The organism is Bacillus toyonensis BCT-7112, assembly GCF_000496285.1.
Taxonomy (GTDB): domain Bacteria; phylum Bacillota; class Bacilli; order Bacillales; family Bacillaceae_G; genus Bacillus_A; species Bacillus_A toyonensis.
Genome location: NC_022781.1, coordinates 2303972 through 2320287 on the forward strand (window position 1 = coordinate 2303972; position 16316 = coordinate 2320287).

13 protein-coding genes and 1 pseudogene are annotated in these 16316 nt (G+C 36.0%); 4 read left to right on the plus strand and 10 right to left on the minus strand.

Annotated features, from left to right (window positions below):
- Positions 1-96: 96 nt before the first annotated feature.
- The 8 genes from secA to BTOYO_RS12070 all read right to left on the minus strand — a co-directional run bounded on the left by secA (position 97) and on the right by BTOYO_RS12070 (position 9128).
- Positions 97-2604 carry a preprotein translocase subunit SecA gene (secA, locus tag BTOYO_RS12035; protein ID WP_000579396.1) on the minus strand — a complete coding sequence of 836 codons (2508 nt, stop codon included), beginning with the start codon at positions 2602-2604 and terminating at the stop codon, positions 97-99.
- Between the two features lie 273 nt (positions 2605-2877).
- A complete protein-coding gene (hpf, locus tag BTOYO_RS12040; protein ID WP_000671188.1) occupies positions 2878-3420 on the minus strand; it encodes a ribosome hibernation-promoting factor, HPF/YfiA family in 543 nt (180 codons plus the stop codon).
- 318 nt (positions 3421-3738) lie between these two features.
- Positions 3739-3936: a cold shock protein CspC gene (gene cspC, locus BTOYO_RS12045; protein WP_002039935.1), complete on the minus strand. Its 198-nt coding sequence runs from the start codon at positions 3934-3936 to the stop codon at positions 3739-3741.
- A 126-nt stretch (positions 3937-4062) separates the two neighbouring features.
- Entirely contained in the window at positions 4063-4767 is a 705-nt protein-coding gene (locus BTOYO_RS12050; protein WP_002093044.1) for a ComF family protein, read from the minus strand.
- Complete coding sequence (comFA, locus tag BTOYO_RS12055) at positions 4767-6116, minus strand: ATP-dependent helicase ComFA (protein ID WP_000948465.1); 1350 nt, start codon at positions 6114-6116, stop codon at positions 4767-4769. Before comFA ends, BTOYO_RS12050 begins: the two co-directional genes overlap by 1 nt.
- Positions 6117-6242: 126 nt before the next feature.
- Entirely contained in the window at positions 6243-7640 is a 1398-nt protein-coding gene (locus tag BTOYO_RS12060; protein WP_002093042.1) for a C40 family peptidase, read from the minus strand.
- A 159-nt stretch (positions 7641-7799) separates the two neighbouring features.
- Entirely contained in the window at positions 7800-8114 is a 315-nt protein-coding gene (locus BTOYO_RS12065; protein WP_000400852.1) for a winged helix-turn-helix transcriptional regulator, read from the minus strand.
- Between the two features lie 171 nt (positions 8115-8285).
- On the minus strand, positions 8286-9128 hold the full coding sequence (locus BTOYO_RS12070; protein ID WP_000844774.1) for a DegV family protein: 843 nt from the start codon (positions 9126-9128) through the stop codon (positions 8286-8288).
- A gap of 238 nt (positions 9129-9366) precedes the next feature.
- On the opposite strand from BTOYO_RS12070, the pseudogene BTOYO_RS12075 reads away from it, so the two are divergent.
- Both BTOYO_RS12075 and BTOYO_RS12080 read left to right on the plus strand, forming a co-directional pair.
- Positions 9367-10001: pseudogene (locus BTOYO_RS12075) on the plus strand (YigZ family protein).
- A 73-nt stretch (positions 10002-10074) separates the two neighbouring features.
- A complete protein-coding gene (locus BTOYO_RS12080; protein ID WP_000392747.1) occupies positions 10075-11205 on the plus strand; it encodes an LCP family protein in 1131 nt (376 codons plus the stop codon).
- A gap of 40 nt (positions 11206-11245) precedes the next feature.
- Here the strand turns inward: BTOYO_RS12080 and wecB are convergent, their stop codons facing one another.
- Together wecB and BTOYO_RS12090 are read right to left on the minus strand one after the other, a co-directional pair.
- Positions 11246-12361: a non-hydrolyzing UDP-N-acetylglucosamine 2-epimerase gene (wecB, locus tag BTOYO_RS12085; protein WP_000140137.1), complete on the minus strand. Its 1116-nt coding sequence runs from the start codon at positions 12359-12361 to the stop codon at positions 11246-11248.
- A gap of 74 nt (positions 12362-12435) precedes the next feature.
- On the minus strand, positions 12436-13806 hold the full coding sequence (locus BTOYO_RS12090; RefSeq protein WP_000287625.1) for a UDP-glucose dehydrogenase family protein: 1371 nt from the start codon (positions 13804-13806) through the stop codon (positions 12436-12438).
- Positions 13807-14241: 435 nt separating this feature from the next.
- On the opposite strand from BTOYO_RS12090, the gene BTOYO_RS12095 reads away from it, so the two are divergent.
- Both BTOYO_RS12095 and BTOYO_RS12100 read left to right on the plus strand, forming a co-directional pair.
- Complete coding sequence (locus BTOYO_RS12095) at positions 14242-15315, plus strand: glycosyltransferase family 4 protein (protein ID WP_000378305.1); 1074 nt, start codon at positions 14242-14244, stop codon at positions 15313-15315.
- A gap of 207 nt (positions 15316-15522) precedes the next feature.
- A complete protein-coding gene (locus tag BTOYO_RS12100; RefSeq protein WP_000597144.1) occupies positions 15523-16260 on the plus strand; it encodes a polysaccharide deacetylase family protein in 738 nt (245 codons plus the stop codon).
- Positions 16261-16316: the final 56 nt, after the last annotated feature.

The following is a 16316-nucleotide window of genomic DNA, read 5'->3' on the forward strand; positions in this document are numbered from 1 at the left end:
AAAACAAGGGAAACTCTCTCCACTTATTAGGGAGAGAGTTTAATCCTTTTTATTATAATTTGCAAAACAAGCTGAATTCAACAGCCGCAGTTTTTATTAGCTTACAATGCCACAGCAGTTTTTATATTTCTTGCCACTACCACATTTGCATAAATCGTTACGGCCCACTTGATCACCTTTTACAACAGGCTTTTTCTTCGCTTCTTCGCCATCGCTAGATGGATGAACAGCTTCACCTTGAACAACTTCTTGACGCTCTAAGTTTTGTTCAATTTCAGCTTTCATAATGTAACGAGAGATTTCCTCTTCAATAGAAGCAATCATTGACTCGAACATTGCGAATCCTTCCATTTGATACTCACGAAGTGGATCGATTTGACCGTAAGCACGTAAATGAATACCTTCACGAAGGTGGTCCATCGCATCAATATGCTCTGTCCATTTCGTATCTACTACACGGAATACAACAACTTTTTCGAACTCACGCATTTGCTCTTCTGGCATAAGCTTTTCTTTGTCGTTGTAACGCTCTATTAATTTCGCGATAATCGGCTCGCTCATTTCTTCTGGAGCAAGACGACGTAATTCTTCTTCTTTTATATCGCCTTCTTGCAGAAGGTTTGTATTTAAGTAGTCAACAAGACCTTTAATATTCCAATCTTCTTCAATTTCCTCTTGTGTATGAAGCGCAACAGCACGTTCTACTGTAGATTTCATCATACCTTCAATAATACTACGTAAGTTCTCAGAATCCATTACTTCTTGACGCTGTTTGTAAATAACTTCACGTTGCTGACGAAGCACATCATCGTATTGTAATAACTGCTTACGTGCATCATAGTTATTTCCTTCTACACGTTTTTGCGCAGATTCTACTGCACGAGAAACCATTTTACTTTCAATCGGCTGTGAATCATCCATACCAAGACGATCCATCATCGCTTTCATATTGTCAGAGCCGAAGCGGCGCATTAGTTCATCTTCCATTGATAAATAGAACTGCGTTACACCAGGGTCCCCTTGACGACCAGCACGACCACGTAACTGATTATCAATACGACGGCTTTCGTGACGCTCTGTACCGATAACCGCTAGACCGATATTTTTAATATCATCGCCTAATTTAATATCCGTACCACGACCAGCCATATTCGTCGCAATTGTTACAGCACCTTTAATACCAGCTTCTGCAATGATATCTGCTTCACGCGCATGGTTTTTCGCGTTTAAAATATTATGGCGTACACCTTTACGTGTTAACATTTTTGAAATAAGCTCTGACGTTTCAATTGCAACTGTACCAACAAGTACAGGTTGTCCTTGTTTATGACGATTTACAATATCCTCAACAACTGCATTGAATTTACCTTCCATTGATTTGAAGATTAAATCAGCACGGTCATCACGAATAATATCTTTGTTCGTTGGAATTACGATAACATTCATATTATAAATATTACGGAATTCTTCTTCTTCCGTTTTCGCTGTACCAGTCATACCAGATAACTTTTCGTACATACGGAAGTAGTTCTGGAACGTAATTGTCGCAAGCGTCATGCTTTCATTTTGAATTTCTACGCCTTCTTTTGCTTCAATCGCTTGGTGTAAACCTTCGCTATAACGACGCCCTTTCATAAGACGACCAGTGAATTGGTCTACAATTACGATTTCACCTTCTTGTACAACATAGTCTGTATCACGGTGCATAACAACATGCGCACGAAGTGCCTGATTAATATGATGAAGAAGTGCAACATGTTTTAAATCAAATAAGTTTTCAATATGGAAAGCTTTCTCTGCTTTCGTAATACCATCTTCAGTTAACATTACATTTTTCGTTTTCACATCGAATGAATACTCTTTTTCATTTTCTAATGTACGAACGAATGCATTTGCAAACATGTATAGCTCTGTTGATTTTTGAGCTTGTCCCGAAATAATAAGCGGCGTACGTGCTTCATCGACTAAAATAGAATCGACTTCATCGATAATAGCAAAATGAAGTGGACGCTGAACGCACTGCTCTCTATATAAAACCATATTGTCACGTAAGTAATCGAATCCAAGCTCATTATTTGTGCTATACGTAATATCAGCAGCATAAGCCTCTTGCTTCTCTTCGCGTGACATACTATTTAAGTTAATTCCTACTGTTAAGCCAAGGAACTCATGAAGTTGTCCCATTTCGCTCGCATCACGTTGTGCTAAGTATTCATTGACTGTAACAACGTGAACACCTTTTCCTGTTAAAGCATTTAAATATACAGGTAATGTAGATGTTAACGTTTTACCTTCACCCGTTTTCATCTCAGAGATATTCCCTTCATGTAAAGCAATACCACCCATTAACTGCACGCCATACGGACGCATTCCAAGAACACGAGTCGCAGCTTCGCGAACAACCGCAAAAGCTTCAGGAAGTAGATCATCTACTGTCTCACCTTTTGTTAGACGTTCTTTAAACTCAAGCGTCTTTCCTTTTAATTGTTCATCTGTTAGTGGCTTAATAGATGATTCTAATGCATCAATTTGCTCAACTGTCTTCTGCATACGTTTAATTTGGCGTTGATTTACATCAAATACCTTTTTTAAAATACCGATCATAGGAAATACGCTCCTCTTTTTTATTAAAATAAAACTTCCGATTGTTTTTCTTTTTCTATTACAATCAGTCGTTATAAAAATCAAATGTATGTTATGCCAATTTTTCTCCTAATTAAAAAAACTAAAATGTATATACCTAATGATAATTGTAACACTTGTCTTATAACTATGACAACAATCGGCCGAATGTCTCGTTCTAAATTAGGAAAAGTTTTTTAAAAATCTATTTTCAGCAAAAAAAGCGCAGCCTCTTTCGGCTGCGCTTTCGAATTATTATTTAGTTTCGATTAAACCATATTTTCCGTCTTTACGGCCATATACAACATTAGTTTCATTTGTATCAGCATTTGTGAAGACGAAGAAATTATGCCCTAGCATATCCATTTGCAAGATCGCTTCTTCAACGTCCATCGGTTTTAAATCGAATCGTTTTGTACGTACAAGTTCTAATTCATCCTCTTCTACCTCATCCAGAACAGCTACTGCTTCTGGAAGAATAAAGTTAGTTTTCACAGAACCTTTCTCACGTAACTTACGATTTACTTTTGTTTTATGTTTACGAATTTGTCGCTCAATTTTATCAACTACTAAATCGATAGCAGCGTACATATCGCTATTAGTTTCTTCTGCACGAAGTAATAAATCAGTAAACGGAATTGTTACCTCGACACGTTGCTTGTCAGAGTATACTTTTAAATTAACTTTAATCTCTGGGAATGTATCAAAATAACGTTCTAACTTACTTAGTTTTTTCTCTACATATTCCTTTAATGCTGGAGTTACTTCAATATTTTCACCACGAATGTTGAATTTCATAGATGAATTCCTCCTTTCAAGCCTATGTACTATAATTTCGACATCGGCTTAAAAACTCCTTCTAACTTTTTTAAAAAAATTAGTGGAATTGCGATTTTTTTATCGTTTTTTGTTGAAATGAAAAGATGCATCGTTTCTACCTTTATTTTATCCTATTAACATCGTGAGTAACGAATATAACTGTGGACAATTCGTTACAGAAAAGAAACAACTTTTTGACAATTCGCCCCATAACAAAAACCTCTTGCGAAAAACAAGAGGTTCTACTATATATAACGTTGCCACAAACGCAGCTTTCTCTTCCCAAAAACAATATCCCTACAGTTTCACAACATTAGCTGCTTGTGGTCCACGTGCTCCATCTACAATATCAAACTTCACTTGTTGCCCTTCTTCTAATGACTTATACCCATCTTGTTGAATAGCAGAAAAATGAACAAACACATCCTCACCATCTTCACGCTCAATAAACCCAAATCCCTTTTCTGCATTGAACCATTTCACTTTTCCTTGCATGTTCATTCCATTCCCTTCACTCTAAAAATCAGGGCATTCGCCCCATATTCTGACTATAACGAATGACAACTTACGAAGTCAAAGAAGACTTATCGTCTTTTTATTATCTCTTTCGACAGTTACAGATTAACTTCTACAGAGCGTCAAACTAGAAACTTCATTTGCCCCTCTATCGTATAAAATACTGCCAATTTGTCTAACTGTAATACCTGTCGTATACACATCATCAACGAGTAAAATATGTTGTCCGTGAAACATCTCTTCACCCTGAAAATAAAAAGGATTGCTTCCCAACATCCTTTCTTTGCGCGTCTTCTTACTTTGTTTTTCTGTTTCCCTTCTTCTTAATGACGGATAAGAAAGACCTACAGGCAAACAAGCTGCTAATAGCTCAGCTTGATTAAAGCCACGTTCATATTCCCTTTCCTTACTAAGCGGAACAGCGATAACGGTTGAAACGTTAGCAAAATACTGTTGAAATAAACTTCGAAAAGGGCGATGAAAAATACGAATTAACTCAGCATCACCACGAAACTTAAACTGCGCTAGTATTCCTTTCATCTCATTATCGTACATGTATAATGAACGATTTTTTAAAGGTCGATAACTCTCCAAATTCATCCATCGTACACAATCCTTGCAAATGTCACCTTCTTTATATTCAGCTGGCAATGAATCTAAAGACCGTCCGCACTCTCTACAAATCTCTCCTATAATATAGGAAATCTTTTGCTCACATCTATCACATATATACTTTTTGTGAGCCTTAACAAAAAAATTGTACCAACTAATCGCGTATGAAATATCCTCATGACAAAGTAAGCAATGCATTAATCGATCAACCCTTGTTCTTTCGCATTTTTGTTCATACTTCGAATGTGTTTTTTCGCGCGCACCATCGCCTCTGTCTTACCATAATGAAAATAAATGACCTCTCCATACGGCTCTTCAAAACTACGACCTACCCGGCCTGCAATTTGTACGAGTGCACTTTCTGAAAATATTTCTTCTTCTGTCCCTAAAACCGCAACTTGCAAATTTTTCACCGTTACTCCTCTCTCCAAAATCGTCGTTGTAACTAATAAAGGAATTTCTCCCTTTCTGAAAGCTGCAACTTTTTCTTTTCTCATTGGATCTTCTGCATGCACACCGGCAACTCTATCGTCTAACAGCTTCAATAACCGACTCATTTTTTCTATATATCGCACATGGGGAACAAATAAAAAAATGGGGTGCTTTTTATTTAAGTATACTTTTAACCATTGTAGTAAAACTTGAGGAATTCTTTTATTAATGAGGCTTTTCTTCCAGTTTCCGCACCAGCAAAATTTGGGGACTGGCAACGGATGACGGTGATACCGTCCAGAAACAACGATACCTTTTTGTTTCCCCTTTCTAAGGTTACGCTTCCACTCTTCATCTGGAGTTGCAGTTAAATAAATACATGCCGCCTTCTCTTTCATCGCTTGTTTTACCGCATACTGCAACATTTGATCTGCATGGTATGGAAAGGCATCTATTTCATCTACAATCATGACATGAAACGCTCTATAATAACGCAATAGCTGATGGGTGGTCGCAACGACTAACGCTGCATCTTTTTCCCGATCTAAACTCCCACCGTATAAAGCAGCTACATTTATATTCGGAAATACTTCTTTCAATCTCGGTGCTAATTCAAGTACAACATCCGTTCTCGGCGTTGCGATACAAACTCTTTCTCCTTTTTGAAGTGCCTCTGCAATACCATAAAACAACATTTCTGTTTTTCCAGCGCCGCACACAGCCCAAATAAAAAACGATTCTTTCTGTTTAACAGCCTCCATAACACCTTGCACAGCCAACTCCTGGCCAGTAGATAAATTTCCTTTCCACTGTAACGGGTTTACATCCATTTCTCCCTTTTTTTCAGCAATTCCACGAACAAGTACAGCACATTCACTAACTCTCCCCATCGTTATGCACTTCCGGCAATATGTGCAGAATTTACTACACCTTTTACACAAAAATGATGAAAAGAGTCTTTGTGCTATATTTCCGCAACGCTGACACATATATGTAGAAGCCTTATTTTTTACACCTTGTACACATACGACCTCTCCCTTCTTCTTCAAATCATCTAAATTATCCCGTACGTCTGTAGAGAGTTCTTCTAATAATAACTGTTTCCCAGATAACATGGACCATCACCTCCAGCACACTATAAACCTTTCCCGTAATTTCGTAAAAACGCAAAAAAGCCGATAACCTACTTATAAAATAGTAAGCTATCGACTTTATACACGTGTTTTATTCGTTTATAAATCCTAGAATCGACCGTATCCTAAGAAATGTTTTTGGTTGTATGAACTGTTAATATCACCGTACGCAATTCCTTTATCACTAGCATGAATCATTTTGCCATTACCAACGTAAATACCGATGTGAGATGGACCTGCTTTATAAGTACCTTGGAAGAATACTAAATCTCCAGGTTGTGGGCTACTTACTTTAGAAACTGAGTTCCAGTAACCGTTAACGTCTTGACGACCTACACCAAAGATGTAAGAAATGAATCCACTACAATCAAAACCACCTTTTGATGGAGATGCACTTCCCCAAACATATGGCATACCTAAGTATTGTTGCGCTTTACCAATTACGCCAGGAGCCGGAGCTGGGCCTGGTGTCGGTTCTGGTTTTTTCTCTTCTTTTTTAGGTGTTTCTTGTTTAGGTGCTTCTTGTTTAGGCTCTTCTTTTTGAGCTTGTCCACCGTTGTTCGCTGGTGCAACTTGTTGAGCAGGCGCTTGCACTTCTTTAGCAGCTTGTTCTGCTTGTTTTTGAGCAGCAGCTTCTTGTGCAGCTTTTGCTTGTGCTTCCTCTTCAGCCATACGTTGTAATTGTAGTGCTTGTTTTTCAAGCTCTTTCAATTGGCTTTCCGTACTTGTCATCGTAGTTACAACTGTATCCATTTTACCACTTAAATCATTTACTGCTGTTTCTTTTTTCGCTTTTTCAGCGTCAAGTTCTTTCTTAGCAGTTTCAATTTGAGCTTGTGCTTCTTTTAATTCTTTTTGTTTTTCTTTTACTGTTGCAACATCCTTTTTCACGTTCGCTTGATCTTCTTGTTGTGTTTTCATGATATCTTCGTCAGACTCAAGAATTTTAGAAACAGAAGTTAAACGATCAACTAAATCTGCAACGTTTTTAGAGTTTACAAGAACTTCTGTTACAACGTTCGTATTCGGCTGTTCTTGAAGCGCAACTAAACGTTTTCTTAATAAGTCTTCACGTTTTGCGATTTTCGTTTGTAGTTCCGCAATGTCTTTATTTTTCTTTTCGATTAATTGCTCAGTATCAGCAACTTTTTTCGTTGTTTCATCAAGCTTTGAAGAATTTTCTTGAACAGACTTATCTAAACCTTGAATTGTTTTATTTAATTCGTTCATTTGTTTTTGTAATTCATCACGTTCTTGTTGTTGTTTATGTAAAGTGTCATTTTGTGTATTAATTTGTGATTTCACGTCAGAAATATTATCTTCTGCAAATGCATTTGGTGTTAATCCTGAAAACATTAACCCTGCAACTAATGCGCAAGACGCCATTTTTAGCTTTTTCATTTTATTTTTTACACCGCTTTCTTTTTCTTTTTTCCGTATATAACCTATAAAATTTATACCATAATTCGGGATTTTTTTTGCCAATGTTACGTTTTTGTAAAACAAATGTAATATTATATGTGCATCTAGCGCAAAATACGTATATTTTTGTATGTATGTGTAGAATTTTTTAATTTTTCCTCAATGTTATAAACAAAGAAAAAACGCAAGGTGTCCCTTACGTTTTATAAATATGCAAATGCAAATATAAATGAAATTGAAACGCTATTTCATCCATTTCTCAGCCCAATTTTGGACTTCATCCATAACACTTTCTAACGCTTTTCCTTTGTCAGTTAAGCCATACTCGATTCGAACTGGTACTTCTGGATAAACATTACGAACTACAATGCCTTCGCTTTCCAATTCCTTTAAACGCTCTGACAACATACGATCGCTCATATTCGGTATAATATCTGCGATTTCTCTAAAGCGTTTCGGCTCTTCTAGCAAAGATTTAATGATTAAGCCAGTCCATTTTTTACTAAGCAAAGTAAAAGCTGACTCAAACTTTGGACATAAACAAGAATTATGCTCCATATGTTTCACCTCTCTTCTATTATAATATAGTTTCTTGTAAAAAGTAAGTTATAAAACTTTCCTCATATTTTATTTTACGTACATTTTATCATTTCCAAATATTAACTTGTCAACTATACGTAACATTTCCGTAAAAAAACCCTCTTCAAAAAGAGAGCCTTTTCTATCTTATTACTTCGTATACCATCCAAGACCAAGTGCACCTTCACCTAAATGCGTACCAATTACAGCACCAAAATAACCCGTGCGAATTGCGACATGAGGATATTTTGCTTCTAATTCTTGCTTCCATTCATTCGCTTCCTCTTCACGTTGCGCATGAATGATAACTGCTTCCATAGGTACACCTTTACTTGCTTGTTCATCAAAAATTTCAACGATACGTTTTAGCGCTTTTTTACGTGTACGAATCTTTTCAAATGGAATAATGACTTTCTCTCTAAAATATAAAACTGGCTTCACTTGTAGCAAGCTACCGATGAAAGCTTGCGCACTATTTAATCTTCCACCACGTTGTAAATGATGTAAATCATCCACTACAAAATATGCGTCCATCGTTTGCTTCATTTCATCAAAACGAGCGGTAATTTCTTCTGGTGTTTTTCCTTCACTTGCTAATTTCGCGCCTTCACGTACATAAAATCCTTGTACTTCACAACTAATTTCAGAGTCATACGTATATACTTCAATACCCTCTACCATCTGTCCAGCTGTCGTCGCTGTTTGGTATGTACCACTAATTCCACTTGAAAGATGAATACTAATAACTGCATCATATTCTTTAGATAATTCTTCGTATAACTCTAAAAACTTTCCAATCGCTGGCTGCGAAGTTTTCGGAAGTTCTTCCTGCTCACGTACTTTTACATAAAAATCATCTACTGAAATTTCAGCTTCTTCTTGATAAGATTCTGTTCCAAATACAACGTTTAATGGAATCATATATATATTTAGTTCGTCACGAATATGCTTCGGTATATATGCTGTACTATCAGTAACAATAGCTGTTTTCATTCTCGTACCTGCCTTATAAAAAATTTTTATCCCCTAATTTTACACGAAAACTAAAAAAGGTGCATCCATACATAAAAATACCGGTTGAAAATTATACTCAGCATCTCGACAAATTACAACAAAAAGATAAAATACTCATCAAAAATTTCAGCTTATTTATAAAAAATGTTTGAATATAAAAACGCCCGCTTTTAAAATGTAAAGTACTAGTCATTTTGACAGATAGGGGCGTATACCATTGTTATTACAATATTTAACAATAAAAGACTATGGCGAACACGAAATTGTCATTCAAAAATCAAGATTTATTTGTTATGTAAATAGAGCTACAACTGAAGAAGAAGCGCAAGCGTTTATACAAAAATAAAAAAACAGCATTGGAATGCAACACATAACTGTTCAGCGTATTTAATTGGCGAACAAGATCAAATTCAAAAAGCGAACGATGACGGTGAACCGAGCGGCACAGCTGGTGTACCTATGTTAGAGGTATTAAAAAAACGAGGTTTAAAAGATACTGTTGTTGTCGTTACACGCTATTTTGGTGGCATTAAACTCGGTGCAGGTGGATTAATTCGCGCATACGGAAAATGTACAAGCGAAGGTATTAATCACGTCGGCATTGTCGAACGAAAACTAGTGCGGGTTATACAAACCGGGATTGATTACACTTTACTTGGCAAGTTAGAAAATGAATTACGCCATTCAAAATATGTCATTAAAGATATACATTATTTAGAAAATGTCACATTTGATACGTTTGTAGAAGAAGATGGGAAACAAGCATTCACAGATTGGATGATTGAATTAACAAATGGGAAATGTACAATTACAGAAGGAGATATGTTGTACTTAGAGCAAGATCTTATCTAAGAATAATGAAATTATCACCTTTAAAGATTAATGTAGTGAAGAACTTCTCTACAATGAACTAAGGAGATTATATATGGAAGAACGTTATCATCATCTCCAAAATCGCAGAATAAAAAAGAAGCGAAGAAGAAAACTTTTCTACTTCTTTATTTTCGCATTTTTATTTGGCAGTGTAGGAATCTATATATTAAATTCCTACACTTCTCTTATGGGGATGTATAGTGGATTTAGTCGTGAAAAATCAGATTTAAGAACTAAAGATGTAGAAATTACAAAGGAACCTTTTACAATCCTCATTATGGGTATAGAAGATTATGCAACAGATGGTCAAAATGGGCGTACAGACTCATTAATGTTTGCGACAGTCAATCCGAAAACTCAAAGGATTTCACTTATGAGTATTCCTCGGGATAGTCGCGTTCCAATTGTCGGAAAGGACAAAGAAGATAAGATTAACGCTGCGCATGCTTATGGTGGAGAACAAATGGCAATCAAAACTGTCGAAGGTTTTCTAAAAGTTCCTGTAGACCATTATATTAAAATTGATTTCCAAGGCTTTAAAGGTATCGTTGATGCTGTTGGCGGTGTTACCGTTGATGTCCCTTTCGATTTTTGGGAGCGCTCTGACGTGGATTACTACAAAAAAATCCAATTTAAGCAAGGGCAACAAAACTTAAACGGTGAAGAGGCACTCGCTTACGTCCGTATGCGAAAGCAGGATCCAAACGGCGATTATGGCCGAGCCGCTAGACAAAGGCAATTGCTAGCCGCTGTTGCTCAAAAACTGAATTCTGCCTCTACTGTATTTAAAATTAAAGATTTAACGACTGTCGTTGGAAAATATATAAAAACCGACATTCCTATTTCAGACGGACTTGCTCTTTACAATAAACTTTCTGGTTTTGATCCTTCTACAATACAAACGTTAAAACTTGAAGGAGAAGACAAAAAAATAGGCGGTATTTATTACTTCCTTCCGGATCCAATCGGTGTAGAGACGGTACGTAATGAAATAGAAAAAGAACTAGGGGAAAAAGCAAAAACTCCAACAAATCCAAATACAAAAACCGATTCATCAAATCCTGACTCAAATTCTAACTCTAACGAAAAAGCAAAGAAAGAAACAAACCCGAACAAAACACCAACTGAGCCGCCCCCTTCCACAAATGCTCATGCAGAGTGGATTATGAGAAATCAGGAATAACAAAAAGAGCCAACTCTTATACGATTTGGCTCTTTTTTATTTACTTATTAAAGTGTTGTAAAATTGATTCAACAATACGCTCTGATGCACGACCATCACCGTAAGGGTTAGATGCTTGCGCCATCTTATCATGAGCTTCTTTATCAGATAGTAACTCATCAGCAAGATTAAAGATTGTCTCTTCATCTGTTCCTGCTAATTTTAACGTACCTGCTTCAATACCTTCTGGGCGCTCTGTTGTATCACGTAGAACAAGAACTGGCACGCCAAGTGATGGTGCTTCTTCTTGAACACCGCCAGAATCAGTTAACATTAAGTATGAACGAGCTGCAACATTATGGAAATCAATCACATCTAGCGGCTCGATTAAATGAATACGGCTATGTTCTCCTAAAATATCATTTGCTGTTTCACGAACAACAGGGTTCATGTGAACAGGGTACACAACTTGCACATCTTCATGTTTATCAACAAGGCGCTTAATTGCACGGAACATATTACGCATTGGTTCACCTAAGTTTTCACGGCGATGCGCTGTCATCAGTACAAGGCGATTATTTCCAAGCTTCTCTAGTACCGGATGACTATATGTTTCTTTTACAGTCGTTTTCAGTGCGTCAATCGCTGTATTTCCTGTTATGAAAATGCGTGACTCATCTTTATTTTCTCTCTGTAAGTTCGTTGCTGATTTCGCTGTCGGTGAGAAATGAAGGTCTGCCATTACACCTGTTAATTGACGATTCATCTCTTCTGGATATGGAGAATACTTATCCCATGTACGAAGTCCAGCTTCAACATGACCTACTGGAATTTGATTATAAAAAGCAGCTAAGCTAGCAATAAATGTTGTTGTTGTATCACCATGTACAAGGACGATATCAGGCTTTGCTTCTTTCATTACTTTGTCTAAACCTTCTAAACCGCGCGTTGTAATATCAATTAAAGTTTGACGATCTTTCATAATATTCAAATCGAAATCTGGCGTAATTCCAAAGATGCTTAATACTTGATCTAACATTTGACGATGTTGTGCTGTTACAGTCACAATTGATTCGATTTTTTCTGGATGCTTTTGCAACTCTAATACAAGAGGTGCCATTTTAATTGCTTCTGGACGTGTCCCGAAAATTGTCATTACTTTTAAACGTTCAGTCATTTTATTGCCTCTTTTCTCTCACTAGTTACAGTTTCTATTATGACGTATAAGAATAAACAAGGAACTTGCTCTTTTTATCGAATAGTAGCAACATGATTATTACAAACATTCTTTCGTCCCACTGAGTAGTAATCTATCCCTTGCTTTCTAGCATCCTCATTAGTATAACAATTTCTCCCATCAAATAGAATAGCCTCCCCCATAAGTTGTACATACTTTTCTAATGGATATGTTCGAATAGATTCCCATTCCGTTACGATAAAAACTGCACTCGCGCCTCTAATCGATTCATCTATACATTCAGCATATTGTATCGTCTTTCCAAATGTTTGTTGTACATGCTGAATTGCTTTCGGATCGTATACAACTACATCCGCACCTATATTAATCAATTCTTGTATGATAATAAGAGATGGTGCTTCTCTAATATCGTCTGTATTCGGTTTAAATGCTGCTCCAAGAACTGCAACCCGTTTCTTATTCATATTTATTACTTTTTTCGCTTTTTCAACTAATAACAACTGCTGCTTATTATTCACTTCAATGACCGCTTTTAACAAACGAAAATCATGAGAAACATTTCCTGCCATTTGTACAAGTGCTTTCGTATCTTTCGGAAAACACGATCCCCCATATCCAATGCCCGCCTGTAAAAAATGGGTACCAATTCTCTTATCCATCCCCATTCCTTTTGCTACATCTAATACATTTGCTCCTACCTTCTCACATATATTTGAAATTTCATTAATAAAGCTAATTTTTGTAGCCAAGAATGCATTAGACGCGTATTTAATCATCTCTGCACTCTTAATATCTGTAATATACGTTTGCAAGCATAATGCACTGTACAAATCCTCTACTTTCCGTGCAACTTTCTCATCATCCGCTCCAATTACAATACGATCACCATGGAAGAAATCATAAATACCGGAACCTTCTCGTAAAAACTCTGGATTCGATACGACATGTAATTTGTGCCTCCCTTGTAACTTCGCCTCAATCCATCCCTGCATCGCTTCATTTGTACCTACAGGAACTGTACTTTTCGTAACAACAATAATATCGTTATTCACGTACGTCCCAATATCCTCACACGCACGCTTAATATACGTTAAATCAGCTCTCCCATTTGCTAATGATGGTGTTCCAACCGCAATAAATATAAATTCAGCATTTTTAAAAGCTTTTAATTTACTTGTTGTAAAAGTTAACTTTGCACACTTATACGCATCATGTATTAATTCATGTAAGCCATATTCATAAATAGGTAAATCCCCTTGTTTTATCCGTTCAATTTTTTCATAATCTATATCAAAACATGTGACCGAATGTCCCAGTTTTGCCAAACCTACTCCTGTAATTAATCCAACATATCCAGTACCAATTATCGTAATTTTCATTTCCCCTTCGCACAGGAATATACAATAGAAAATATACGAATACATAGAATTCCCCTGTGCTTCCTCCTCTCATATTAAAAATGAGAAAACATTTTACTTCTCTATTATATGAATTACCTTTTCCATACTTTTTTAAGTTTTTGTAAAATTACATAAGAGAATATAAATTACCATATTTTAACACGAGACTTACTCATTTCTACGTGTAACACTTATAATACTGAAATAAAAATACTCACTATAGGAGAGGCGCGAAAATGGTCTATTATAAATACCAACAAACGCAACCTTCTTAAATGAGCTAACATTCCATATACAATTGTCATATCTTCTATTCACTTCCACTTACTACAAAAAGAAAAAAAGATTGAATTCTAATCTTTTTGTGATACCATATGTTATGAGCCTGCAAATAAACATCATAATTTTCAGATAAATAAACTAAAAAATTATGTTAGACTATAAAAAGGTGGGGTATTAATGGACTCACAAGTGATTTATGCCATTTTGGCATCTTTCATCACTGTACTCGTCGTTACTCCTTTAGTTATTAAATTAGCTTTTAAAATAGGAGCAACAGATAAGCCAAATGCGCGTAAAGTACACCAAAAGATTATGCCTCGTCTTGGCGGATTAGCAATATTTATCGGTGTAGCTGTAGGATTTGTTGTTGGCGGGTTATATGAACAAAGAATGTTATCGATAACATTAGGTGCGATTATCATTGTAATCATCGGGATTTTAGATGATATGTACGAACTATCTGCGAAGGTAAAATTCGGTGGACAACTATTAGTTGCAGCTATGATTGTAAAAAGTGGATTATTAGTGCAAGTATTATATATTCCAATCCTCGGGGATACTGAACTTGGATGGCTTGCTTATCCAATTACAGTGTTTTGGATTGTAGGTATTACAAATGCAATCAACTTAATTGACGGATTAGATGGATTGTCCGCTGGAATTTCATCTATCGTACTTGCAACGCTGGCATATATGGCCTTCACTAGCCCATGGGGTACTGGAACAGCTATCATTTTGCCTCTAGCACTAATTGCACTTGCAAGTACACTTGGATTTTTATTCTATAACTTCCATCCAGCAAAAATTTTCATGGGAGATACAGGAGCACTATTTTTAGGATACTGTATTTCTGTCATATCGTTACTTGGATTATACAAAAGTGTAACGTTATTCAGCTTCATCGTTCCAGTTATCATTTTAGGTGTACCTGTATTTGATACGGCATTCGCAATTATCCGCCGTATCGTAAATAAAAAACCTATTTCAGCACCAGATAAATCGCATTTACATCACCGTTTGCTTGCAATGGGATTCTCTCATCGTAAAACGGTACTAATTATATACGCATTCGGTATCTTCTTTAGTGTAAATGCCATTATTTTCACTAGTGCAACATTATGGTTATCCATTATTCTTCTTTTCATTTTAATCTTCTTCACAGAAATCATTGCTGAAATAATCGGCCTTGTACACGAACGTTACAAACCAATTATTTCCTTCTATAAAAAAATGAAAAAACGCGAAGACTAATTGTAGTATAGCCTTTACAATTATGAAATATTCAAATAGCATCCTCTTTCTTTGAAGAGGATGCTATTTTTTATTTTTTACTCCTTATTTGACATTTCCAAAATATAGATTGTTTGAGAGTCCCTTTATTGGAGAAAGATATACATAATAAAAAAAGTATCAAATTTTATTTTTTACATCTTGATTGTCAAACTGAGGGTGAATGTTATGATCAAGCGAGTATTTCAATGTATCATTTTATTTTTCACAATTACTATATACACGTCATCTAATCCTGAAGCAACTACAATTATTCCTGCTGAACATCATCCAAATGCTGAAACGACCTCTCCTACACAAAAGATTGCGTATTTAACATTTGATGACGGACCAAACAAATATACGATGCAAATTTTAAACATTTTAAAAGAAAAGAATGGAAAAGCAACCTTCTTTGTTATTGGCGGAAAAGTACCGCATTACCAAAAGACGATGCAGCGATTAATTAAAGACGGACATTATATTGGACTTCATAGTATGTCACACGATGTAAAACGCCTTTATACTGGCGATCCTTCCACTTTAATTACAGAAATGGAACAAACTCAAAACATTGTCCAGCAAGTTACAAAATTAAATACACACCTCGTCCGCGTTCCATACGGTAGCATGCCTTACTTAAAAAAGAATTATCGTGATGCTCTTGTATCAGCTCGATATAAAATGTGGGATTGGACAATTGATACATATGATTGGAAAAGCTATGACAATCCTTCTGCCATACTAGAAAGAGTACGTAATCAAAGTGATGAACAAGTCGAAGTTATTTTAATGCATGATTCAAGTGTCACTGTACAAATACTGCCAAAAGTAATCGATTATTTACAGTCACAAGGATACAAACTTCTTCCTTATAATCCCTCTTCCCATCTCGAAGTTAATTTTTGGAAAGACACAAGATTGTAACAGCTTTAGTGCCTATATGCTAAAGCTGTTTTATTTTTCTCTTCCCACCCTTCTCA